Below are 25,892 nucleotides of genomic sequence, written 5' to 3'. Positions count from 1 at the left end.
AGGTAGGTAATAATACATTAATAGACTATTTATTAATGTGTTGTTATAAGCTCCTTTAATACCTGTATAGATGTCTAATAGTTCTGTAAATATTGTTTGATTTTTTCTCTGGTAGCGTCGGTTACAGGTGTTAGCGGCAGGCGCAGGTTTTCCTGACAAATACCATTTTGGCTCAACACGCATTTAATGCCCGCAGGGTTGCCATCGGCAAATAACAGTCGGATACCATCTATTAACTTGTAGTGAATAGTACGTGCCGTTGTAAAGTCTCCGGCAAGTCCCGCATTTACCATGGTAGTGAAGTCTTTAGTGAAATAGTTGGCAGCTACTGAAATAACACCTTCCATGCCTATAGACATTTGCGGTAGTATCAGATCATCATCACCACTTAGTACAGCAAAATGAGCAGGTTTATCTTTTACTATTTCCATGCACTGCCCAAGGTTGCCACTCGCTTCTTTGATGGCTACTATGTTTTTAAAATCGTTAGCCAAGCGAAGTACGGTAGCCGGTAGCATATTCCCACCTGTACGTCCCGGTACGTTGTAAAGGATAATATCTTTATCCGTAGCCTCTGCTATTGCTTTAAAGTGCAGGTAGATACCTTCTTGTGATGGTTTGTTGTAGTGGGGAGAAGCACTTAATATACCTGCTACACCAGTAAGATCGTAGCTTTTCACATTGTTTACTACTTCGGCAGTATTGTTGCCTGCTATACCACATACTACAGGCACACGTCCATTGCATTTTTCTACTACGAAAGACAGTACTTGTTGTTGTTCTTCCTTACTCAAGGTAGGTGTTTCTCCTGTTGAGCCTAATGCTACTAAGAAATTAATACCTCCATCTATCACGTGATTTATCAGCTTTTCCAAGCCGTTGTAATCAATCGTGCTGTCATCAAGAAAAGGGGTAACCAATGCTACTCCTGATCCACCAAATTGATGTGCCATAATTTGTATTGTACTATTTATATAAGTGTTTATGCTTCTTCGTAGAAACCCATTTTAGAGAATTTTTCTATTCTCTGTGTAATGCGTTCTTCAGGGTCTATTTTAGATAGTTCTTTAACCGTATCTATAAGGTATGTCTTTAATGTAGCAGCCATCTCTTCAGGCTTAGCATGTGCACCACCGTTTGGCTCTTTTACTACATGGTCTACCAAGTTAAAGCCCTTCATGTCAGAAGAGGTCAGTTTCAATTGTTCTGCCGCTTGCACTTTGTAGTCCCAGCTGCGCCACAAAATAGTAGAGCAGTTTTCAGGAGAGATAACTGTGTACCAAGTGTTTTCCAACATGGTCACTTTATCACCTACGCCTATACCAATAGCGCCGCCAGATGCACCTTCACCTATCACTACGCAAATAACAGGTACTTTCAGGTTCACCATCTCGTAGATGTTTCTGGCAATGGCCTCTGCTTGTCCGCGTTGTTCAGCTTCTAAGCCTGGGTAAGCACCGGGTGTGTCTATGAAAGTAATAATAGGGCGATTAAACTTTTCTGCCATCTTCATCAGGCGTAGCGCTTTACGATAGCCCTCAGGGTTGGCCATACCAAAGTTGCGTAGCTGACGCATTTTGGTGTTCACACCTTTTTGTTGTCCCATTATCATCACTGGCATACCATCTAGCTCGGCCATGCCACCAACCATAGCTTTATCATCGCCAACATTTCTGTCACCATGTAGCTCGGTGAAGTTGGTAAAAATATTTTCTATGTAGTAGAAAGTATATGGGCGATCTGGATGACGACTAAGTTGTACTCTCTGCCAAGGCGTTAAGTTGTCGTATATGTTCGATCTTGTTTTTTCAATAGTAGCTTCCAGCTCTTTGATAGAGGCACTAACATCTACTTTGTTTTTAGCAGACATCTCGTTCAATTTTTCTATCTGAGCGTACAGATCTTCAAGCGGTTTCTCAAAATCTAGAAATTGCATATATCTATTTTAGGTCTACAAAAGTAATGCTTTGAAAATTTTTGAAAGAACATTTGCAGAATTAAGAAAAATGAACTTATCTTTGCTGCCCCAACTACAAGGATTGGTAGTTCAGTTGGTTAGAATGCCGCCCTGTCACGGCGGAGGTCGCGGGTTCGAGTCCCGTCCAGTCCGCAAAAAGCTTGCAAGAAATTGCAGGCTTTTTTTGCGCCCATACCTTATGTAGCTTATTTTTTCTTTATGTAAATAATGCTGACAATCATTGCTTTGAATGGTTGCTTTCAATGCCTGAGTTCTTAATTCATTTTTTGAAGGTCTATTAGCCTTGCCTTATTAGAGCAAAAAACACTCGCGTAGCGGTATTAAATTTGTGTAATACTTGCTCGTATTATCTTTATTTAAAATGTCAGTGTGTAAGTTTATAGAATTAATTCACCCCAAAAAACTAAGAACTATGAAAAAATTATTTTTAGTGTTACTGGCAGGTTCTGTTGTTGTAGGATGTAATAAGGCCTCTAATGAAGCCAATATATCGCCCGACAATGGTAGTGCAGCAGTGTCTAAAAAGTCTAACAATGCTACTAGCAACAAAGTAAAGTTTAGACATAACGGTAGCATTATTCAAGTGAGTGCTAATGCTATGGCAGCGCATTTTGGTCATGGAGATCAAATGGTTGTTCAGGCAGGAGATATGGCTGCCAATCTTAATGATGTAGCTGCTGCGCCGTATAAGTGGTTTTTCTATAACGATCAAACCGATGTTATTGATAATGCTCTAGGCAGTTTTGTTTCAGGACCGGGAACAACACCTTATGGTTCTGGAAGTGCGCAAATAAGCGTATCCGGAAGTCAGAGAAGAAACTTGGCTACTTATCAGTTTGCAGGTACGCCATTAGCTAGCATTAGTGTTTTAGCATTCAGTACCTATAATCCTTCAGCAGGTAATGGAGGTGCAGCAAACCGTTCGGCATATTTAAACTTTAATGTAGACTTTGACGGAAGCGATACTTGGCAAAGACGTCTTATTTTTACACCACCATCAGGAGCTGTGTCTCAGGATACTTGGCAAGAGTGGGATTGTATAGATAATGGTAATGCTGTATGGCGTTGGTCTGGCGGAACGTTCCCTGGTACTGCAGTAACTTCTATGACATGGAGCGATCTACTGTCAACTTACCCTGGTATACGTATCAGAGTAAGCGATCCATGGTTAGGTATCCGTGTAGGCTCGCCATATGCTAGTGGTTACACGGAAAATATCGATGGCTTTAAATTGAATAATAAAGTGTTCGATTTCGAAAACTAAATTTCAGTAGAAAAGTATATTAATTAATAGCCTGCTTTTTGCAGGCTATTTTATTGTTGTTAAGTTGTGTTTGTCAGCCTTGAGATCGTGTAAAAAGTAGGTATCTGCGATAGTTGTTTATATTTGTAAGGTACTCACAGTCTATATTTTATCATATTTTAATGTAACTTATAGCTGTTAAACGAATTGATGGTAATATTTTGGCTGTCCCGTAATTGTAACCATATATGAATTATAGTATCCTTTTAGTTGAAGACGAAAAAAAGTTAGCAGACACGCTACAAACAGGATTGGCTGAGCAAAACTTTGATGTAACTATAGCATATAATGGGCTAGATGGTAAAAAGTTTTATTTAGATAATGCTTACGACCTTATCATTCTCGATATCAACCTGCCTTTTATTAACGGGTATGAGCTGTGCAAGATGATAAGAGAAAATGACGAGCGTGTACCTATCATAATTCTTACAGCATTAAACTTTGTAGATAATAAGATCGAAGGATTTGAGCTAGGGGCTGATGATTATATTCCTAAGCCGTTTGAGTTTAGGGAGCTGCTGGCAAGAATAAAGGCATTGCTTAGACGATCTGACTTAAAGGTGGAAGTAGAGGAAGAAAAACTGTTGAAAATTGCTGATCTGGAAATGAATCTGGATAGCAAAGAAGTGAGAAGAAGTGGGCAGAAAATTTCGTTGACGGCAAAAGAATTCCAACTGTTAGAATATTTGCTTAAGAATAAAGAGAAGGTGGTATCGAGAGCAGATATAGCTAAAGATGTTTGGGAGATAGATTTTGATACCCAGACCAATGTGATAGATGTGTATGTGAACTTCTTGAGAAAGAAATTGGATAAAGGCTTTACGCCTAAGCTTATACATACACAGGTGGGTATGGGTTATATATTAAAGGTAGATCAGGACTAATGCCAATACGCTATAGGATAACGATAGTATATGCTGTGATAGTAGCTATAGTGCTTTCTCTTTTCAGTGTGTCCGTATATTACTATGCCTATAACAGCAAGCAAAAAAGTTTTCAGGAAGAGTTAACCAACCAAGCTATAAGTACTTGTGTGCTATTGAGGATAAATGAACTTGATGCACAGAAAGTAAAAGAAGTGTGTAGTGCTTCTTTTTTTGGGGAGGAGCAAAGAAGTATAGCCATATATGATTATACCTATAGGAGGATATTTTCCTATAACGATAAAGGCGTTTCCTCATTAGCTGTATCTCAAGATATTCTAAAAAAAGCCTCTGCAGAAAAGCCCTATATATTTGAAGATAACGGACGCTTAGCCATAGCCGTAAGGCATCTTACTAGTACTGGTAATTATACTATAGTTGCTGCAGCTGTAGATAAGGGAGCGCAAGAATGGCTTTCGAATCTAAGATGGATGCTTATTGCAGGCTTCTTGATATGCATGCTTATAGTTGCCATAGCGGGTTATTTCTACTCTTTGTCATTAGTAAATTCCATAAGCAGGTTTACAGAGAATATTGAGCGTATCTCTTCCGAAAAATTCTCTTTAAGATTAGATACAGGTACGGATAAAGATGAGCTTCAAAAACTCGCTATAACCATTAACGATCTCTTGGATAGGTTGCAGGCGTCCTTCGATACACAAAGACGTTTTATCGATAATGCATCTCATGAGTTGTCTACACCGTTAGCATCCATATCCAGTCAGTTGGATGTTACTTTACAAAGAGATAGAACTGCAGAGGAGTATATTAAGTCAATGCTGTCTATTAGCGATGATGTGAAGCGCTTGAGCTTGTTAGTAAGAAGCCTACTGGAAATAGCAAAAGTAAGCGGCTCGATGGGTGGTACAGAATTGACGTCGTTAAGGGTAGATGAGCTGATCATGCGCTTGCCTGCTGATATGAAAAAGGCGAGCCCATTCTACGATGTCAAAATACAATTTGACGAATTTCCTGATGATGAGACCTTCTTTGTGATATTTGGTAATGAGCATTTGCTCTATAGTGCCTTTAGAAATATAGTGCACAATGCTTGTAAGTTTGCTGAGAATAAGTCGGCTATAGTAAAGTTGAGCTTTTCAGAGACACATGTTACTATTTCTATTCTTGACACTGGGCCGGGTATTAAGCCTAATGACTTGAAGCACATTTTCCAACCGTTCTATAGAAGTAAAACGCACGATACTTACATTTCCGGAGCGGGGCTCGGTTTGGCGTTGGCAAATAGGATCATTAAACTACATAAGGGTTCTATAGAGGTGAAATCTGAAGAAGGGGAGGGTACTAGCTTTGTTATCACCCTGCCTCTTGATAAGCTGGATAGAGATAAAGACTTGTTAAATAGGTAATATTTCTAATGGATTTTTTGGAACGCTATTTGTTTATAAGTATTACAGCAATACTTTTACATAACATTTAAAACAACGTATATAATGAAAAAGCAATCAAGATTGATTATCGCAGCTGGAGTTATAGCACTTGCCGCATCGTGTAATACAGCTGCCCCTAGTAATGATGGGGCTGATGAGGCTTTTATTGATTCTGCAGTAAACGCCAAAGTAGAAGCGTTGCGCATGGAAATGATGATGCAAAACGATTCTATCATCAATGTGTTGGCACAAGAAAGAGCTGATTCTATTTTGAATGCAATGAGCAAAAAGACTACTGTAAAAAGAAAAGCGCCTGCAAGAACAGTAAAGACAAGAGATGAAGGTACAATGAGTGCTGGTGGAAGTTCAACCAAAGCTAGTTCTGAGCCAACTACACCACCTAATACTAATACTGGTAAAATGGGTAACCAAAGTAGTGGAACTAATACAGGAAAGAAAGGTGACCAGAATAGTGGAACTAATACTGGTAAAAGATAATACTAGTTTAAATCTTAATATAATTAATATAAATAAAGGCTTCCATTTGGAAGCCTTTATTTATTACGGTCTATTGTAAGTCTTAATTATTGTTTAGTAAGTGTTGCAGTACAGTTATCAACAGTTACACCATAAGTAGCAGTGTAAGAGATAGTAATAACACCATTTGCATAATTACCCGTAGCGTTCATTTGTGTGTTACACTTGCTGTCATTAATAGTTAGTGTAGTACCAGCTGCTAGGCCATTAAATAATATTGTACCGCCAGTAGTACAACCGTAGTTACCTAAGTTGCTAACCAATACATCAGAAGGTCCTGTGCCAGCAGTAATAGTAACTATGTAAGGGTTAGAAGTTGTGCCGCCGCAAGTTTCAGTTACAGAATATGTACCAACATATTTTGCATTAGCTTTCGTTTCACAGTTTGTGCCTTCATAGCCAGTAGCGCAAGAGCAAGAACCATTTAAGCAGATACCGCCGTTCTGACAAACTACATCTTTACAAGCGTCTTTGTTGCAAGATGTGTATGTGATAGCTGTAAATGCGCCAATAGTTAAAAGTGCTGATAAAGCAATGTTGCGAATGTTTTTCATAAAGTTTAGATTTTAGTTTTTATATACGACAAATGACATGCCAAAGTTAATTGATAAGAGAAGAATTTCCTCTTTTTTAGCTAAATCATCAATATGATTTTTAATATATGTAAATATGCGTAATGTCAATAATTTATTAACTAAGAATAAGCATATTGATTTCTACCTTTGCGCAGCATGCGAATAGTACTCTTAGTCATATCTTTTTTTCTTTTTACGGTTGCCAGGGCAGATAATGGGCCCTACTATTATGAGTATAATAGCAATTGTAGTAAGGCGTATAATGAACTGCTTTCTCTACAGTCTGAAAGAGCTATACAATATCTGAATAGAGAGAAAGAGCTGCACCCTAATAATCTCATGAGGGTTTATATTGAAGATTATGATGACTGTTTGCTTTTGCTGTTTAATGGAGATAAGGCACAGTTGGCATTGAGAAGAGATAACTTGGACGAGCGTATCAAGCTATTAGAGCAAGGAGGTGATGATAGCCCATGGTATAGATTATGTAAGTCGGGGTTGTATATGCATTGGGCATGTATCTATGTTAGGTTTGGAGAAAATCTTAAAGCGGCTAATCTGTTTAGAAAATCATTTATCCTTATTAAAGAGAATAGGAAACGTTTTCCCGACTTTAAGTATAATGAAGTATTCTATGGTGCAGAAGAAGCTGCTCTTGGTGCCATTCCTGACAATTTCAAATGGGTAGCCTCTATTTTTGGTATGAGAGGGGATGTGAAATCAGGAATAAAAAAGTTAGAAAAATTTTTAGCGACAAGTAATGCAGACGATCTTCTGTATAATGAGGTTGTAGTATATTATGCCTATTTAAAATTCTACTTACTATCAGACAAGGAATCTGTTTGGAGTTTTTTAAACACACCAAAAATAAATACAAACGGTAATCTTTTGTATTCATTTGTTAAAGCCAATATCGCCCATAATTTCAGAAAAGCAGAAGACTGTATAATTGTTATAAACGAAGCAAAGAAAGTTTCTGGTTATGATAAGTATCCTGTGCTAGATTTTGAATTAGCTCAAGCGCAATTATTAAAACAAGATTACTCTTGTATAGAAGCATTCAATAGTTTTTTGAGTAGATATAAAGGAGGTTTGTTTTATAAAGATGCGCTACTTCAGTTGTCTTATGCTTATTATCTGAAAGGCAATGCAGAAAAGGCTAAACGCGTTATGGAACGCGTTGTTCACGAAGGCTCATCTATAGTAGATGCAGATAAGCAAGCGTTGCGTTTTGCAGAACGAGGAGTGCTACCTAATAAAGCATTATTACAAATAAGGTTGTTAATAGATGGGGGGTATTACCAAAGTGCTTTGTTAGAAATAAAAAAGCATAGCATAAGTGATTTTGCTAATGAAGTTGATAAGGTAGAGTTTGTTTTTAGAACAGCAAGAGCATATGATGAGATAGGTGAAGATGAACTTGCTATAGAGTACTATAAGAAAGCAATAAAGCTTGGTTACGGTAAGAGGGAGCATTTTGCTGCACGCTCTGCACTTCAAGTTGGTTTCATTTATGAAAAGAATAAAAAACCGGCAAATGCATTACTAATGTATAAACAAGTGTTGAGTATGGACGACCACGATTTCAAAAGTTCAATAGATCAACAAGCAAAAGCTGGTATCAATAGGTTGTCAGTGCACTAGTAATCCTCTGAAAGTAAGAGCCTTAAAAGCTTTCAGCGGTTCGATAATGTGATATCAATAAAACGTTTTTTCGCTTTTTTTTGCAATGAAAAGTACATATTGGGATTGATTCTTAAAAAATCCTTTAATCTTACTTTAATCTCATTTTTATAGTCTTTTAATACATGCGAATACATATATAAGTTAACTTTACTAGTACTTTATATGTTAATACCATATTATTTATTTGTATAACTCAATTCACGCATGCGTTCACGTGTGCGGGTTTTGTTATTTATAATTTTAGGGTAAACGTTTAAAACTTTATTTGTAATGAAGCATTTCAACTTTTTAAGACAGGCACTACTGCCTTTGCTAGTTATGCTAGCCGTAGTGATACCTGCTGCCGCTCAGCCTCTGAACGGTACTTACACCGTTTACGGTGCCAGCCCGAACTATACATCACTATCGGCAGCGATTAGTGATCTGAATAGTAAAGGTGTTTCTGGTCCTGTAACGATAAAAGTTCGTCCTGGTACACACACGATGTCGGGGCTTACTATTAATAACATTACAGGAGCAAGTGCTACTAACAGAGTCACAATTGAGTCTGAAAATGGTAGTCACTCAACAACTGTAATTAGAAACACTAGCACGAGTTCTAGTTCGACACAAAACTTTGTATTCCGTTTCAACGGTGCAAAATATGTAACGGTTAAGAATCTAGGTCTTGAAAAAACATCGTCGTCTTATGGTAGATGTGTGGTTTTCGAAGGTGCTTCTCAGTATGATATTGTTGATGGGTGTAGGTTGTACGGTAGTACTTCAAGATCTAGTAGTACTTCAAGATCTCGTGTGTATGCTAACAGTGTAAGCCAAGCTAGCAATAACATAATTACCAATTGTAAAATTGAGTATGGTGCACACGCTATTTACTGGAGAGGTTCTTCTTCTTCTTCTTCAGGTACGTCAGACAATAATGAATTTAGTAATAACGAATGTATACAGAATGGTTACTACGGTATCTATACTTATTATACAGACGGTACTAAAGTTTTAAATAATACGATAAATAATACTTTAAGCAGCTATTTCTATGCTGTATACATGGGTTATGCGTATGGTACTACTCAAGTTAACAACAACAAAGGTTCTTTGACTGGTAAAACTTCAAGCGTATATCCTATTTACATGTATTACTGTGAAGGTAACTCAACTACTAATGTTATGGTAGAAAATAATGAGTTCACAGGTAGCACTAGTAGCTCTGTATATCCTTCTTATAACTATTATTGTAAGTATCTGACTTATAAAGGCAATAAGATTGACCTTTATTCTTCGGGTTTTTACAGCTACGGTTATATATATAGTTCTTACTATGGTAACGATAATACAATTGAAAATAACGATATCAAGAGTAATGTCAACTATTACACTTGGGGTTATTTAAACTACCGTAGTAAAGGCACTAAGATGAACTACAACAAGTTTGATCTTAAGACTAGATCTTACTACACTTATGCTTATAGTGTTTATTATTCAGATGATGCTGAAGCTAAGGGTAATGAGATGAAACTAGATGGTTATCGCGGTTGTTATAACTACTTCCCTTATGGTTGTAGTAACTATGTAGTTGATGGTAACACAATCGATGCTTATAGTCAACTAGGTTCATGCTATGCGGCGTATGCATATAGCTATGGCACTAATAATGGAGTTTTTGCCAACAACATTTTAAAGGCGGAATCTAAGAGTACTAGTTCTTGGAACAGCATATATGGTGCATATTTGTACTATGCTAAAAATGTTAACATTTATAACAATGCTGTTTGGGTAAAAGGTAATGGTAGGCCATATGCACTATATATAGGTTATGCTACAAATACTAACGTACATAACAATACTTTTCATGTAGAGAGTACAAGTAGTAATGGTTATGCAGCATATATTTATAATTATGGTAGTCAATACAGTACAGACTTTAAAAACAATGTATTCTCTAAGTCTAGCAATAATGGTTTTGCTGTATACTCTCGTTTCGATGATAACGTAACAATGGACTATAACTTGTATGCTAAGGCTAGTGGAGGTTTAATTACATTTGCTAATAAAGGTGGTTATAGCTCAATTCAAGCTTTACGTAATGCAACAAATCATGGAGATAACTCATTAACGTATGTTCCTGCATTTATGAACCAGTCTACTGGTGATTTAAGACCTGATCCTAGTGCTCCAGCTTCATGGGCTCTAAATGGTCGTGGTGTACAAGTAGCAGGTAATAATAAAGATATAACTGGTGCTGCTCGTGCTGAAACTACAGTACAAGGTGTGCCTGATTTAGGTGCTTATGAGTTCACTCCTACAGCAACGCCTCCTAACTGTACAGCTATTCCTGCTGCTGCAACTGCTGGTTCTACTCAAACATTCTTGTTTGGTCAAGATACTGTAGCTACAATAGCATGGGCTACAGGTTCTACAGTTCCTTCTACTATTGATATGAAGCAATATACTGGTACTAATCCTCCAGGTATTACTTCTATCAACCCAACACAAATGTTCTATTATGTAGATGCCGGTTTTGGTACTGGTACTCATGATTATAACTTGAACTTGTACTACAAGGATCCAGCAATGGGAACTATTGCTTCTGAAGCAGCTCTTCGTTTAGCAGAGAAAGTGGGTACTAATGCTTGGTCTCCATATTCACCTGCGGTAAGTAATTCTAACACTATACGTAACTATATTAGCACACCGAACTTAACTAAGTCTGGTCTATGGACTGGTATTGACGTGAGTGATAACGCTAGTGCAGACGTGATCATTGATCCTGTTTCTCCTTTCTGTCCTGGTACTTACAACGTTAAATTGCGTGTTAAGAACAGTGGTAACAATAAGATCAACAGTCTAAAAGTTACTTGGCAAGAAAATGGTGTAACTAAAGGAACGATCAATTACAACAATACTATAGATATTAATGGTAGTGCAAATGGTAATGAAGCTATCATACCTTTAGGTAATGTTACTTTTGCTAACAGTACTGTGAACCTAAAAGCCTGGACACATGCTCCAAACAACAAGGTTGACCCTGTGCCAGGTGATGATACATTGACTGCAGAAATGCATGCAGCCCTAGCAGGTAATTATACTATTGGTGGTACTACTCCAAACTATCCTGTTGTATCTGATGCAATTACTGATTTGAATAAATATGGTATTTGTGGTAACGTAAACTTTGATATCCGTCCAGGTACTTATGCTGGTCAATTAGTGCTTGGCAAGGTAAATGGTACGGGTTCTAATGCACGTATTACATTCCAAGCTGAAAACGGTGATAACTCATCTGTTACAGTAACAGCTAGTCCTACTAACTTTAATGATGCATATATCTGGAAATTGGATGATGCAGAATATGTTACTATTAAGAACATAACTGTAACTACATCAAGTTCAAGCTATGGTCGCCTAATCGAGTTTACGGGTGCACCTAAGCATGACAGTATTACAAATTGTAGATTAATTTGTACTTCTAATACTACTTTCTATCATAGTGTTATATATGCAAATAATGTTAAAGGTAAAGATATAACTATACACAATAATGTGATGGAAAAAGGTTACTACTCTATATATTTCTATGGCAATAGTGGTAGTTATACTGATGGTTTAGATATCATAGGTAATGACATCTCAGAGAGTGGTTACATGGGTATGTATATTCCTTATAGTGCATCTAACACTAAGGTGAATTATAATAAGCTATACAACCCTACGACTAATGCTTACTATGGTGTTTACTGGTACATGTACGGTATGCCGGCTGGTGTTAGAGAATTTATTGGTAACAATATCTCAGGTACGTTCAGAGGTTATGGTGTTTACTCTTATTACAATGATGGTACAGCGTCAAATCACTTGAAAGTGATGAACAATACTGTAGCCGTACATAACCCATCTAATAGCAGTAACTATGCTGTTCTTTTCTCTTACAATAAGTATATGGATGTGATCAATAACAGCTTCTATATGAATTCTACTAACAGTAATTCATATGCTGCTTATTTCTATCATTCATCTAGCACTTATCGTGATATTACGGTTAGAAACAACGTATTCGTAGGTAAGGGTAGTTCTAAATCAATCTACTTCTACAGAGTGTCTTCTACTCAGACATATGACTATAACAACTTCTATACAGAGAACGGTAACACATTACTTGTTTACAACGGTTCTGCTAGAAACTCACTAGCTGCTTACCGTTCTGCAAGTGGTCAAGGAGATCACTCATTAACTTATGAGCCTGGATTTATGGGTAATACAGACTTACGTCCGGACCCAGCGAATCCAAACTCTTGGTCTCTTAACGGTCGTGGTGTACATATTGCAGGTAATACTACAGATATCAATATGGATAATCGTGTTGATAAGAGAGCAGATGGTGTTCCGGATATAGGTGCTTACGAATTTGAACCTACATCCCTTCCTCCTGCAGCTATAGCTACTCCTGCTTTGCCTGCTCCGGGTGTTACTCAAGTATTCACTTTTGGCGGAAATGAGGTAGCTCAAATTACATGGAACAAAGCACTTAAATTGACATCTCCTATTACTGTTCGTCAGTACAGTGGTCGTCGTGCTCCAGGTGTTAATACTGCTACTCCTCAATCAGCAGCTAATAACATGTACTTCTATACAAATATTGATCCATCTGGTCCTGGTAAGACTTATAACTTTGATGTTAAGGTGAACTATATGGATATTTGGTTAGGTACAATAGCCCAAGAAAATGAGTTGAAACTAGCACACCATTTAGCACCAAATCCATGGGTAGTTTATGGCGGTACGCTAAGCTCTGTTAACACAGGTTCTAACGTTATTAGCGGTACAGGTTTAACTAGCTTCGGAAACTATACAGGTTTACAGAATGGTTCTATATTCTCTTCTTTTGTTACTCCTTCAGGATCTACAGTATTCTGTTATGGAGACACTGTAACACTTAATGCTATACACACTAGCTCTGGTGGTACTTACTCTTATGAGTGGAGATTGAATAACAATACTATTCCTGGTGCTACTTCAGATGTTTACAAAACAACTCAACCTGGTGACTATACTGTAGTTATCACTGAAGTTAAAAACGGTAATACTAAGAAAGCGCAATCAATTCCTATTACTGTAACTGCTGTAGCGCCTCCTATGGCTCTAGTTAATGCAAGCGGTCCTCTTACATACTGTACTGGTAGCAATCTAGTACTATATGCTAGCACAGGTAACGGTCTTGTATATCAGTGGGCTTTAAATGGTGTTGATATCGCAGGTGCTAATAGTTCAACTTATACTATTAAGCAACCAGGTAACTACTCTGTTAAAGTTGAGAATATCGGTTGTTTCACTGAGTCTATTGTTACTCCGGTTACTAGCGGTCCATTAGTTGTAAATCTTGGTGCAGATACTAGCTTCTGTGAAGTGAAAAATGTACCTCTATATCTTGATGCTGGTTTCCCTGGTGCTAAGTATACTTGGAATACTGGTGATACTACACGTACTATTTCACCTAAAGTTTCTGGTGATTACTATGTAACTGTAAATGGCGGTGTTAACTGTATTGATACGGATACTATCCAAGTTAATATAGATCCACTTCCATCAGCAAATGGTATCTCTTATGTTAAGGCTGGTAACAATTATACATTCAGCCCTAGTGGACCTCAAAATGCTAATAGCTACTTATGGTTATTCAGTGACGGTTCTTCTAGCACTAACAAAGTAGTGAACAAGAATGTATCTGATCCAAACTTACACATCCGTTTAGTGATGTATAACAACTGTGGTTCTGACACTATTACTTTAGGTTTCCCTCTAAATGTAACTAATGTGTCTGGTGAAGCTGCTATCAGCTTGTATCCAAACCCAGCTAGCGAGCAAATCACACTTAATATCAGTGGTGATATCGAGCTAAATGAGGTAAGTGTAATCAATGCAGTTGGTCAGGTAATGTACCACAACACTGAAGTGAAGTCTAATGAGATGAAGCTTGATGTAAGTGGATACACTAACGGTCACTACATGTTGCGTGTTACTACTAAGGATGGTGCAATGTTAAGTAAGCCATTCAATGTAATGAAATAAGAAATAGATAACCTCTATTATACAAGGTGCACCTTATGGTGCACCTTTTTTTTTCATAGAGTATAATATTGCGCAGGTCTTTGCAATATGTTACGCCTATAAGTCACGTATGAAGATTAGTGTTTATTTGTAAGGTGGGTATTTGTGACATAAAAGCAGTTTTATTGAAGGTTGCCTGCTTTTTGTTAATGTTAAGTACTTATTATAAAGTAACTTTAATACAGCAGCCAAATTTATATATATGGAAGTCTTTTCTATACCACTACCAGACTTACCTATCCCTTCTGTTAAGTGCGAGCTCACATTTGAGCCGTATTTAAAATATCTGGAGGAGCAGCAAGCCAATACTAAAAGCAGTATCTATAAAATATACTTAGAGTCTATAATAAAGCTCTTGAAAGACAATCCTGTATTATTAAATACAATTAATGACTTACAAGTGTTGGAAGATCATAAGGAGCTTACAGAACTACTAAAAATCACACATTTATCGCAAGTGGCCGGAGAAAATCCTCTTCATTCGCTGGGTATACCATCTAGCGACCCATTGATGATGAATTACTTTAGTTCATCTCTGGCATTTAAGTCCTTTTTTCAGAAAAATAATGGCGTAGCTCAGATATATAGTGAAGAGCATATTGAAGAGCTAATAAGAGAGATGTATTTAATAGTACTGTATGAATGCTATAATATTGGGGATGAGGAAAACTACCCAACAGATAGTGAGCTTCAAGTAATAGATACAAGCCAAACAATAAAGAAGTATTATAAAATAATACGCAGAAATACTTTTGCTGATATCATACCATTAAATGCATTACCTCAGCTTAATAAGGAATGGGTAGAGTATGCTCAAGGTAATATAAGTCTACATGCTGAGCTGAAAGATCCATTGCCTTTTAATGAATTTGTAGTTAGAGGCTTTTTTCTATTCTCTATAGAAGATGATACGGAGGAATTTGCATTAAACCAGTTGAGCGATACCATTGCAAAGTTACATACCTATGACAGCAATGAGTCGTTTTATAAAATGAAAGATGCTACACTGTCTTTATTGGGAGTGGAGAATATAGAGGTAGGCTTCCTACCATTTTTTAAAGTAAATGATAAATATGCGTATCATCAGGAGATCGGTAAGATAAGTGTCGTATTTAATAGCCTAAAGAGTACTCTTGCAATTGATGAATTGTCGAAAGTGTTCAACTTTGTAGCGGAAAAATGCGAGGAGCTGCCAACAATACAATCTTCCTTAAATAAAGACTTGTGTCAAAAAAGCCCCGAATGTGAAGAAGAAGACGCCATTGTAGGCATTCTGACTAATGCAGGGTTAGCACATTTGACCTTTGTCCCAATTTGGAACCAAGACACGCTATTGGGTGTAATAGAGGTAGGGAGTAGAAAAAGTGATGCTATTGACAAAAACGCATTAAGGAAACTAGAGGCAGCAGCTCCGTTTTATCGTGAGTTTTTTATTTATAAGTCTGGCTTTTTTGATGAGTATATGAAGTCGTTTATCATGAATAGGTATACCTCTATACAGCCATCGGTGCGTTGGAAGTTTAATGACGTTGTATGGGATATGCTTAAGGAGGTAGAAATAGAGACGGAAGAGGTTGCTGCTGCTACACCTGCTATTAAGTTTGATAATCTATACCCTTTTTATGGTGCTGTAGATTATAGGAATTCTTCAGCTAAACAGTTACAGGCTATTCATTCCGATTATCTTTTGCAGCTAGACTATCTTAGAACATTACTGGAAGAAGATGAATTTTTAGAGAATAAAAGTGTTGTAGGATTTTTAAATACAATTAGTGCTTGGGAAAGGCGTGTGGAAGGGGAGATAGAGGCTGATGAAGAATATGAATTAAGAAGATTTTTAGAACAAAATGCTGTAACATTCTTAAAAGAGCTTTTTGAGCAAGATAGAATAAGCGAGGATACGTATAAGTTGTATGTAAAAGCTGCGAGCTCTAAAACAGGTATTTTTCATTTGTCGCACAACGATTATGAAAATAGCATGCAACAATTGAATGGTATTTTAAAAACAGAGCTTAATAAAGCACAAAATAGTTTGGCTAAAGTAGTCCCTCATTATTTTGAGAAATTCCAAACGGATGGTGTTGAGTATAGTTTATATGCAGGTAAAAGCATAAATCCTAATATAGACTTTCCTGAAAATATAACAGATATAGTAGCGGAGTGGCAAGTAGAGACAATGGTAAGATTGGCTACAGCAACTTACGAGTATAAGAATAACTTAAGTGTACCCTTAGAAACAACACAACTCATATTGATACATGAAAATAAGGTTGACATAAGTTATAGAGTTGATGAAAAGCATTTTGATGTTGAAGGAGCCTATAGTATCAGGTACGAGGTGATGAAGAAGAGGATAGATAAAGCGAGATTGCTTAATAGTAATGAGCGCCTTACACAACCTGGTAAGATTGCTATTGTATATGCACACCTCAGCAGCTGTAAACCTTATTTAGATAAAATAGAAGAGTTGATAAGTGCAGGCGAAATAGAAAAAGGAATTGAGTATCTTGATTTAGAGCAAATGCAAGGGATTGGCAAGCTAAAAGCAATAAGAGTAAAAATAAATTTTAACAAAGGGAATAAAGTGCAAGCAAAGCCGAGTACTCAAGCATATACTAAATGAGATATAGTAAATACTTCATGTTAGCACTGCTATTAGTAGCGTGTAATACCAATACATACACACAGCCATTGTTGCTAAAGGGGTATGACTGGGATAATATGGAGAAGTTACATTTAGAACATAAGCTCGATGAGGTGTCAGGAATCGTGTATGATAATAGGTCAAAATCATTCTTAGCTGTAAATGATGAGAAGGGTAATATATACAAGGTAAGTGCAGATAACTATAAAATAAGGCATAGTATAAAGTTTGCTGGTGGTGGTGACTATGAGGCTATAGGGTTGAAAGCCAATATCGTTTTTGTTATGAATAGCAAGGGCGGATTGTGGGAAATGGAACTGGATGATGATAAAGTGCGACATGTGGGAAATTATGAGTTCCCATTTGATGAGAAAGTAGAGTTTGAGGCCATGGTTTTGAGTGAGAAGGGTATTATATATTTGATCAGTAAGCAAAGTGCTCTGAATAAAGTGCAAAAGAAAACGCTTTTTTATTCTTTTAACATTAGGACGAAGGAATACAACAAAGAGGTGGCAAAAGGAGTGGATTGGTTGGAGGTGAAGGCAAAAGGTGGAGTAGATAAATTGCATGTGTCAGGCGCAGCAGTGCATCCCTTCTCTAAGAAGATATATATAGTGGCTTCTATTGAAAAGCTATTAATAATCTTAAATAAGGATTGGAAGGTAGAAGAGGTACATAGCTTAGATAAAAAACTGTTTAAGCAGCCAGAGGGTATCACTTTTAATAATGAAGGTGACCTCTTTATAAGTAATGAAGCCAAAGATGGAAGACCTAATATTATAAAGATACCAGTAAAAAGATAGTACATCGATTCATGAAATTTTGGCAACACTTAATATTGTTCTTATCGTTCTCCCCATTTTGTGCCATTGCACAAAACACTTTAAACGAATATGAAGATGTTGCTGCTAGAATCATAATTGTTGGAGATGGTGGTGTTTTGAAAAATGGAGTACATCCTGTTGCGCAAGCAATAAGTAGCTATGTAGGTGAAAATTCTAAGAATACAACAGTCTTGTTTTTAGGTGATAATATTTATCAGCAAGGCTTGCCTGATGAGGAGGAGAATGATCATGTTGAAAAAAAGAATGTACTGCTACAACAACTACAACCCTTTGTTGATAAGAAAGTTTCAGTATATGTAATACCTGGTAATCATGATTGGGCAAATGGCAGAGAGATTGGCTGGAGTAATGTAATTGGGCAGTCAAGATTGGTAAATACATTGTCTGATAATATTAAGTTCTTACCTCAGGGTGGTTGTCCTGGTCCCATCGAGATAGGTATGGGTAATGATGTAGTTCTTGTATTGATGGATACACAATGGTGGCTACACGAGAATGATAAACCAGATGAAACCAGTGATTGTGATTGTAAAACAGAAGCAGAGTTGGTAACCCAGCTAAAAGATATTGCCTTTAGAAATTCGAATAAAAAGATGTTGTTTGCTGCCCATCACCCATTTAAAACTTATGGTATACATGGTGGTTATTACACGTTAAAACAACATCTCTTCCCTGTATCGGATATTGTGCCAAATGCATATGTTCCATTGCCTGTATTAGGCTCAATTTATCCTATAGCGCGTGGTAGCTTTGGTAATATACAAGATGTTATGCATCCTGTATACAAAGACATGATCAAAACTATTGAAGCTGCCATGGAAGATGTGGTTGATTTAACTTATGTAGCTGGTCATGAGCATAATTTACAGTTGATAAAAAAAGGAGACAGGCATTACGTTGTTAGTGGTTCTGGGTCTAAATCTACAAGAGTGAAAATGGGTAAGGGGTCTTTGTTTGCAGCTAGTAAAATAGGTTTTGCTGAAATAGTATACACAAACTCAGGTAAGCAAATAATAACCTTTTACGAAGTAGATGAAAAGGCTACTAAAAAAACGTTGTTTTCATATTCCGTTGATAAGAAACATGTAAAAAAACAGCAAGAGAAAATAGTAGCTCAAGAAGTAAAAAAGCTAGAAGATAGTGTTCTTGTTGCTATTGCCCCTGAGTATGATGAAGTGAGTAATACTCATAGATTCTTGTTTGGTGAACACTATAGAAAGTTATGGGCAACTCCAGTTAAATTGAAGGTGTTTGATCTTAAAGAGGAACAAGGAGGATTGAGTATACTAAAAAGAGGTGGAGGGCAGCAAACAAAATCTTTAAGGCTAGAAGATAGTTTGGGCAAACAATGGGTATTAAGAACGGTACAGAAGGATCCTGAAAAAGCCTTGCCGTCAAATTTGAGAGGCACAATAGCAAAGTCAATAGTTCAAGACCAAATATCGGCAGCAAACCCATATGCTCCATTGGTAGTCCCCATATTAGCCAATGCTATAAACCTGCCTCATGCCAACCCTCAAATAATGTATGTGCCTAATGACCCTTCATTGGGGATATATAAAGATGATTTCTCAAATACAGTATGCTTGTTTGAGGAGCGAGAACCGGTTGATGGGAAAACGTACAGCACGTTCAAAGTGCTGGATAAGTTGGAAGAAGACAATGATAATTTGATAGATGGGTATGCGGTATTAAAAGCTAGAATGTTTGATCTGTTAATAGGAGATTGGGATAGGCATGAAGATCAGTGGCGATGGCAGAAGACTAAATCAGGCAAGAAAAATATATACTCACCAATACCTAGAGACAGAGATCAGGTGTTTTTTATAAGTACTGGTATTATACCTTACGTTGCAGGTCGTAGTTGGGTTATGCCAAAGTTTCAAGGTTTTGATGAGCAAATTAAGAATGTAAATGGTTTCATGTTCAATGCTCGCCATTTTGATAGAAGGTTTTTAAATGAATTAAACCAAGAGGATTGGAAAAGCGTAATAAAAGATATTCAATTAAATATATCTGATAGTATAATAGTAGAGGCAGTAAGGCAACTTCCTGATACAATATATAAACAAGTTGGTGCGCTGATCATACATAACCTTAAGTCTAGGCGAGATGTTTTATTGCAAGAGGGGCTGAAGTATTACAGGTTTTTATCGAAATCTATAGAAGTGCCTGTTTCAGATAAAAAAGAGGTTATAAATATCACATATCAGCCGAATGGGAATTTGAATTTACTTGTACAAAAGAAGGAGAAAAAAAATAGAATAGGTGATACTATTTACTATAGAACAATTGATAGGCAAGTAACAAAAGAGATAAGGGTTTTTGGTAGAGGTGGTAAGGATATATTTAATCTGCAAGGGAATGAAAAGTCTAAGATAAAAGTAAGACTGATAGGTGGTGGCAAGGATGATGAGTTTAAGATTGGTAAATATGTAGATAATAAGAGGAGCATATACATATATGACCGGTCTGACAAAGGGAATTATTTTCCAGATAAAAAGCAGGCAAGACTAAATTTGTCAAGCAATAACGATATTAATAACTATAACGGTAGAACATTTAAGTATAATAAGTTAATGCCACTAGTTGCGGGGGGGTATAATTTGGACGATGGCTTACTCATTGGTGGTGGTGCTATGTATACCAAGCATGGTTTTAGGAAAGACCCCTATTCTTCAAAACATAGTATTGTGCTCGGAGGTGCTTTTGCCACAGGAGCTGGTTTTTTGAAATATAAAGGGCATATGGTAGATGTTATAGGGAGTTTGGATCTTGATGTTCAAGTAAATGTAAGGGCTCCTAATAATACAGCAAATTTTTTCGGTATAGGTAATGAAACCGATTTCTTAAAAATTAGTGAAGATAAAATAAGGTACTATAGAACCCGTTATCACTTAAGTGATATTGAAGGTATGTTTAAATATTCGTTTGGAAAGTATGCAAACTTTTTTGGAGGTGTTACGGGCCAGTACTACAAACTTGCTGATGCAGAGGATAATATAGGTCGTTTTATTATTAGCTATGCAGCTTCAAATCCAAATGAAGACGTGGCAAAAGAAAAACTTTTTGCTGGAGTAAAGACAGGATTTGATATAGATACAAGAAATAGTAAAATAATACCGGTAAGAGGTATGCGTTGGAAAACAACCATAACAGGTGTTCAGCAAATGGGAGGGCAAAGTAGAAGTTTTGCCCGTTTAGAAAGCGAGATGAGTCTATTGGTAAGTTTTAGTAGGAGTCCTAAGGTTGTTTTTGCTAATAGGTTTGGTCTGAGTACTACTTTAGGAGATCCGTATTTTTTTCAGATTAATTATATAGGTGGGCAAGGAAGCCTTCAAGGTTATCGTAATAATAGATTTGCTGGATATGCTACTTTGTACAATAATTTTGAAATAAGGATTAAACTCTTCGATTTTAATTCATATTTATTTCCTGGAAGATTTGGTGTTATAGGATTTAATGATGTAGGAAGGGTATGGGCAAGAAATGATATTTCTGATAAATGGCATGTTGGGTATGGAGGCGGCTTGTTTGTAATCCCCGCACAAACTATTGTTTTAAGTGGTGTGCTAGGGTTTTCGGAGGAAGGTCCGTTACCTTATGTGTCCCTAGGGTTTAGGTTTTAATTATTAAATGTAGCATTATGAAGCTAGATAACTTAATAGACAGTACGGCAAAACATATTCGCAGTGTTTTTGAAAGTAATAAAAAGCCGCAGCTTGTTTATCATAATTTAAAACATACTGAGGATGTAGTAGTGGCTTGTAGAAAGATAGCAGATCATTACCAGCTTGATAAACATGATTATGCCGCTGTAGTTATAGCTTCCTGGTTTCATGATATTGGTTACCTGTTTGGTAGGCCTGAGGGGCATGAGGAAGTTGGCGCGCAAAAGGCTGTTTCATTTGTTTTAGAAAACGGAGGAGATGAGGCACTGGCAGAGAAGGTGAAAGCTTGCATATTGGCAACTTGTATGAGCGCTAGCCCTGGGTCGCTAATAGAAAAAATTGTAAGAGATGCAGATCTGTATCATCTGGGTACAGAAGACTTTTTTGAAAAAAATAAACTGGTAAGGAAAGAGTATAATTTGGTATCTGGCCAAAAAATTTCAGGTAAAGATTGGAGGAAATTCTCCTTGCCGTTTATAGAGCAGCATCGGTACCAAACAGATTATGCCAAAACTTTACTACAGGCAACTTTGATTCAGAATGTAAAGGCGCTAAAAGAGAGGGTAAAACAAGATGATGAAAAGCAAGGCGATAAAGAGCAAAATAATAAAAGTAAAGACGTAACAAGACCATCGAGAGGTATTGAGACAATGTTTAGAACCACATCTACTAACCATCTAAGGTTAAGTGAAATGGCAGATTCAAAAGCTAACATTATGATCTCAGTCAATTCAATTATGGCATCTATTTTAGTGTCTATGTTGTTTAGGAAATTAGATGATGACCCACGTTTGCTTATACCTGCAATATTATTTCTAGCAACATCACTGGTGTCTATCATTTTTGCAATACTTGTTACTCGACCCAATATTACCCAAGGTACTTTTACCAAAGAAGATGTAGACAAGAAAAGGGCAAACCTTCTTTTCTTCGGCAATTTTCATAAAATGAAACTGAAAGACTATCAAGATGGTATTAGTGCCATGATGGGTGATTCAGAGTTTTTATACGGGAGTATGACCCGAGATATCTATAATCTAGGTGTTGTGCTTGGTAGGAAGTATAAAATGCTAAGAGTAGCCTACAGTGTATTTATGTTCGGGTTTATAATTTCAATCATAGCATTTGTTATAGCAGTAACAGCTTTTCAAAAATAGTAGATGCGCTTTTTTAACAGGGACATTAGTTGGCTGGAGTTTAACTTCCGCGTATTGCAAGAGGCGAAAAAGAAAGAGGTGCCACTATATGAGCGAATACAGTTTCTGTCTATTTTTTCATCAAACTTAGACGAGTTCTTTAGGGTGCGTTATACTGTATATAACAGACTCAAAAAAATAAAAGGAGCGGTTAAAGAGGAGGCTAAACAAATACAGGGAATTGTAAATGAACAATTGCCCATTTTTGGTGCAATTCTCAATGATGATATTCTGCCTTCTTTGTATGATCAAGGAATACGTTTATACTATAATGAAGACTTAGATCCCGCGCATCAAGCATTCGTTGCTAATTATTTTTATACTCATGTTCTTACTTTTCTTCAGCCTATTGTTGTTTTCAGTAGAGTAGAACAGACGCTGCTAAACGATAATGCGCTTTACTTTTTTGTGTCATTAAAAAAAGAAGACGAGCAGAGGTATGGCATAGTGAATATCCCAACCCTGCATTTAGGTAGGTTTGTACCATTGCCCAACTTGGATGATAAGTCTCAATTCATATTCATAGATGATGTAGTAAGAACTAATATAACTAAGTTGTTTCCTGCTTATATGGTAGAAGGTTGTTATGCTATAAAACTAACCAGAAATGCAGATGTTGACATTGAAGATGAATGGAGTGATCTTTTTGAAGAGCAAGTGCTGACCATGATACGTAAGCGAGAAAAAGGCGCACCTACCAGATTGTTATATGAAAAGGGGATGGATGACAACAGTGTTGCATTCTTAAAAAAATACTTCCAGCTAAATAAGGGAGGGTTAATAGAAGGAGGAAGGTATCATAATCTAAAAGACCTGTCATCTTTGCCAAACCCTGTAGGAAATAGTTTAAGGTTTAAGCAACAATTTCCTGTTGGTAATAGTAAAATAAATAGTTACAGTTCAGTATTTGAAGCTATTAGTCACAGTGATGAGATGCTTCATTTGCCTTACCATTCCTATAATCATGTGCTTAGATTTTTTAACGAAGCTGCAATTGCCCCAGAGGTTGAGGAGATAAGTGTGACTTTATATAGAGTTGCATCAAACTCCTTTATTACAAATGCATTAATAAGTGCAGCCCGTAATGGCAAAAAGGTTACAGCTTTCGTAGAATTAAAGGCTCGATTTGACGAAGAAAACAATTTGAATTGGGCAAAGAAGATGAAGGCAGCTGGTGTGAGAATTATATATAGTATACCGGGAATAAAAGTACACGTGAAGCTAGCGTTAGTGAAAAGAAGAGAAGGTCTTAATGCAAAATATTACAGTTTGCTATCTACAGGTAATTTTAATGAGAACACAGCTCGTTTCTATACCGATCATATATTGCTTACATCGAATAAAGGAGTCACAAAAGATGTAGATATGCTATTTGCATATCTTTCTGCAAGGAAGCCCCCAAAGGATTATCCTCATATAGTCTTTAGTGATTTGATTGTTGCAGGGTTTAACTTAGTTGATAAGCTAAGTGAGTTAATAGAAAGAGAAATAGTAAATAAAAAGTTGGGAAAGAGTGCAGGTGTTACTATTAAGGTGAATAACTTGGAAGAGCGAGAGATGATAGCACTACTTTATAAGGCAAGTGGTGCTGGCGTAACGATAAACTTAATTGTGAGAGGTATTTGCTGTTTGGTGCCTGGTGTTGAGGGGTTAAGTGAAAATATAACAGTAAGAAGAATTGTAGGTAGGTATTTAGAGCATTCCAGAGTGTTTGTTTTTGAAAATAATGGTGAAAAAGAAGTGTTCGTGGGTTCGGCAGATTTAATGAATAGAAATATTTACAGGAGAATTGAGGTTGTTTTCCCTATATATAACGAAAGGTTGAAGAAAGAAGTTGTTGATATTGTCAACTTACAGCTTGCCGATAATATACAGGCTACTATATTGCAGCAAGATGGACGATCTTTGCCTGTTGAGAATAATAATGAAGTAATAGATTCGCAAATTGCTACTTATAAATATGTAAGCAATATTTAATTATTTAATGCTAATGTTGATGGACTTTAATCAAAGATGGTGTATAGTATTGTTGAGCATATTGTTCATGCCTATGAATCTTGTAGCGCAAGAGAAGCCTCAAAAGAATACAGTTTATAATGTAAACTTAAAATGGGAGTTGCCAACATCTATAGGGTTGCTAGGAGCTTCCTATTTTGGTTTTAGAGAAATGGATAAGTATGCCAGCTATACTGAAAAAGACCTGTATGGATTAAATCCTAACGATATTAATGCATTTGACCGTCCTGTTGTTTTTTACGATCCCGCTGGATATGATCATGGGCAACAGGTTTCTGATATGTTTTTGAATATATGTGTGGCTAGTCCTCTATTATTAGGTCTAGATAGCAAGGCACGCAAAGATTGGGCAGCACTAGCTACTATGTTTGTTACCACGCATACTGTAAACAATGCACTATACTTTACAGGTGTAAGGTCTGTGCGAAGGGCTAGGCCTTTAACTTACAATACAGCTTATGATATAAGCTTGAGAACAGGTGAAGCCAGGAGTAACTCTTTCTTCAGTGGCCACGTTTCTACAAGTGCTGCTTCCACCTTTTTTGCAGCAAAAGTGTTAACAGATTATCATGGTATTAAAGGATGGAAACGTCTGCTTGTGTATACTGCTGCAGCCATTCCTCCTTCTCTAGTAGGTTATTATAGAATGAGGGCAGGTAAGCACTTTAGAACAGATGTGATGGTAGGGCTGGTAGTAGGTGCAGCTACAGGTATTTTAGTTCCTGAATTGCATAGAAAAAAGAACTCAAATAGTAAATTTAGTTTGTCTCCATTTTACTATAATAACTACAGTGGCTTTGCTCTTACGTATAAGATGTAACTTAGGTAAGTTAGAAGCATTATTAGCCCGGCTTAGTAGCTTTTTTTACTACACGGAATAAATTTTAAGAATAGCTTCCTCTGTATTCTTTAGTCTATTTATTCATATCACGCAGATATTCAAATATTTGCAATATTTCAAGTCTGTAGTGTTAATATTTTTTTAACTATTTTAATCTGTTTTTAATCTCAATATAATAAATGGATTAAAT

The 25,892-nt window shown here is 36.7% G+C and carries 15 protein-coding genes and 1 tRNA gene; 13 read left to right on the top strand and 3 right to left on the bottom strand.

The window, feature by feature from the left end; translation table 11 throughout:
- Positions 1-74: 74 nt before the first annotated feature.
- Entirely contained in the window at positions 75-953 is an 879-nt protein-coding gene (gene dapA / locus R2800_09315) for a 4-hydroxy-tetrahydrodipicolinate synthase (GenBank protein ID MEZ5017237.1), read from the bottom strand.
- 29 nt (positions 954-982) lie between these two features.
- The gene (locus tag R2800_09310; GenBank protein ID MEZ5017236.1) at positions 983-1,936 is read right to left on the bottom strand and encodes an acetyl-CoA carboxylase carboxyltransferase subunit alpha; all 954 of its coding nucleotides are present in this window, start codon (positions 1,934-1,936) and stop codon (positions 983-985) included.
- A gap of 100 nt (positions 1,937-2,036) precedes the next feature.
- Here R2800_09310 and R2800_09305 point away from each other — a divergent pair.
- The 5 genes from R2800_09305 to R2800_09285 all read left to right on the top strand — a co-directional run bounded on the left by R2800_09305 (position 2,037) and on the right by R2800_09285 (position 6,090).
- Positions 2,037-2,110 (top strand) — tRNA-Asp (locus R2800_09305).
- Between the two features lie 280 nt (positions 2,111-2,390).
- On the top strand, positions 2,391-3,242 hold the full coding sequence (locus tag R2800_09300; GenBank protein MEZ5017235.1) for a hypothetical protein: 852 nt from the start codon (positions 2,391-2,393) through the stop codon (positions 3,240-3,242).
- A gap of 227 nt (positions 3,243-3,469) precedes the next feature.
- A complete protein-coding gene (locus R2800_09295) occupies positions 3,470-4,165 on the top strand; it encodes a response regulator transcription factor (protein ID MEZ5017234.1) in 696 nt (231 codons plus the stop codon).
- On the top strand, positions 4,165-5,571 hold the full coding sequence (locus R2800_09290; GenBank protein MEZ5017233.1) for a HAMP domain-containing sensor histidine kinase: 1,407 nt from the start codon (positions 4,165-4,167) through the stop codon (positions 5,569-5,571). Before R2800_09295 ends, R2800_09290 begins: the two co-directional genes overlap by 1 nt.
- A gap of 84 nt (positions 5,572-5,655) precedes the next feature.
- Positions 5,656-6,090, top strand: a complete 435-nt coding sequence (locus R2800_09285) for a hypothetical protein (protein MEZ5017232.1) — start codon at positions 5,656-5,658, stop codon at positions 6,088-6,090.
- A gap of 86 nt (positions 6,091-6,176) precedes the next feature.
- Here R2800_09285 and R2800_09280 read toward each other — a convergent pair whose 3' ends face one another.
- Entirely contained in the window at positions 6,177-6,683 is a 507-nt protein-coding gene (locus R2800_09280; GenBank protein MEZ5017231.1) for a calcium-binding EGF-like domain-containing protein, read from the bottom strand.
- A gap of 177 nt (positions 6,684-6,860) precedes the next feature.
- On the opposite strand from R2800_09280, the gene R2800_09275 reads away from it, so the two are divergent.
- From R2800_09275 to R2800_09240, 8 genes are all read left to right on the top strand, one after another.
- Complete coding sequence (locus tag R2800_09275) at positions 6,861-8,348, top strand: tetratricopeptide repeat protein (protein ID MEZ5017230.1); 1,488 nt, start codon at positions 6,861-6,863, stop codon at positions 8,346-8,348.
- A 312-nt stretch (positions 8,349-8,660) separates the two neighbouring features.
- Complete coding sequence (locus R2800_09270; protein ID MEZ5017229.1) at positions 8,661-14,450, top strand: T9SS type A sorting domain-containing protein; 5,790 nt, start codon at positions 8,661-8,663, stop codon at positions 14,448-14,450.
- Positions 14,451-14,691: 241 nt separating this feature from the next.
- Complete coding sequence (locus R2800_09265) at positions 14,692-17,112, top strand: hypothetical protein (GenBank protein ID MEZ5017228.1); 2,421 nt, start codon at positions 14,692-14,694, stop codon at positions 17,110-17,112.
- The gene (locus tag R2800_09260) at positions 17,109-17,936 is read left to right on the top strand and encodes an SdiA-regulated domain-containing protein (GenBank protein MEZ5017227.1); all 828 of its coding nucleotides are present in this window, start codon (positions 17,109-17,111) and stop codon (positions 17,934-17,936) included. Before R2800_09265 ends, R2800_09260 begins: the two co-directional genes overlap by 4 nt.
- 11 nt (positions 17,937-17,947) lie before the next feature.
- Positions 17,948-21,607 (top strand): BamA/TamA family outer membrane protein, encoded by a 3,660-nt coding sequence (locus tag R2800_09255; GenBank protein MEZ5017226.1) that lies wholly within the window; start codon positions 17,948-17,950, stop codon positions 21,605-21,607.
- Positions 21,608-21,624: 17 nt separating this feature from the next.
- A complete protein-coding gene (locus tag R2800_09250) occupies positions 21,625-22,806 on the top strand; it encodes a DUF5706 domain-containing protein (protein ID MEZ5017225.1) in 1,182 nt (393 codons plus the stop codon).
- A 3-nt stretch (positions 22,807-22,809) separates the two neighbouring features.
- Positions 22,810-24,822, top strand: coding sequence for a polyphosphate kinase 1 (ppk1, locus tag R2800_09245; GenBank protein MEZ5017224.1), 2,013 nt, complete (start codon positions 22,810-22,812; stop codon positions 24,820-24,822).
- 19 nt (positions 24,823-24,841) lie between these two features.
- Positions 24,842-25,681 (top strand): phosphatase PAP2 family protein, encoded by an 840-nt coding sequence (locus R2800_09240; protein ID MEZ5017223.1) that lies wholly within the window; start codon positions 24,842-24,844, stop codon positions 25,679-25,681.
- Positions 25,682-25,892: the final 211 nt, after the last annotated feature.

This window comes from Flavipsychrobacter sp., from assembly GCA_041392855.1.
In the GTDB taxonomy this organism is placed as follows: domain Bacteria; phylum Bacteroidota; class Bacteroidia; order Chitinophagales; family Chitinophagaceae; genus UBA5543.
Note: the sequence above shows the minus strand (reverse complement) of the source record. Positions and strands in the feature narration are given on the sequence as shown.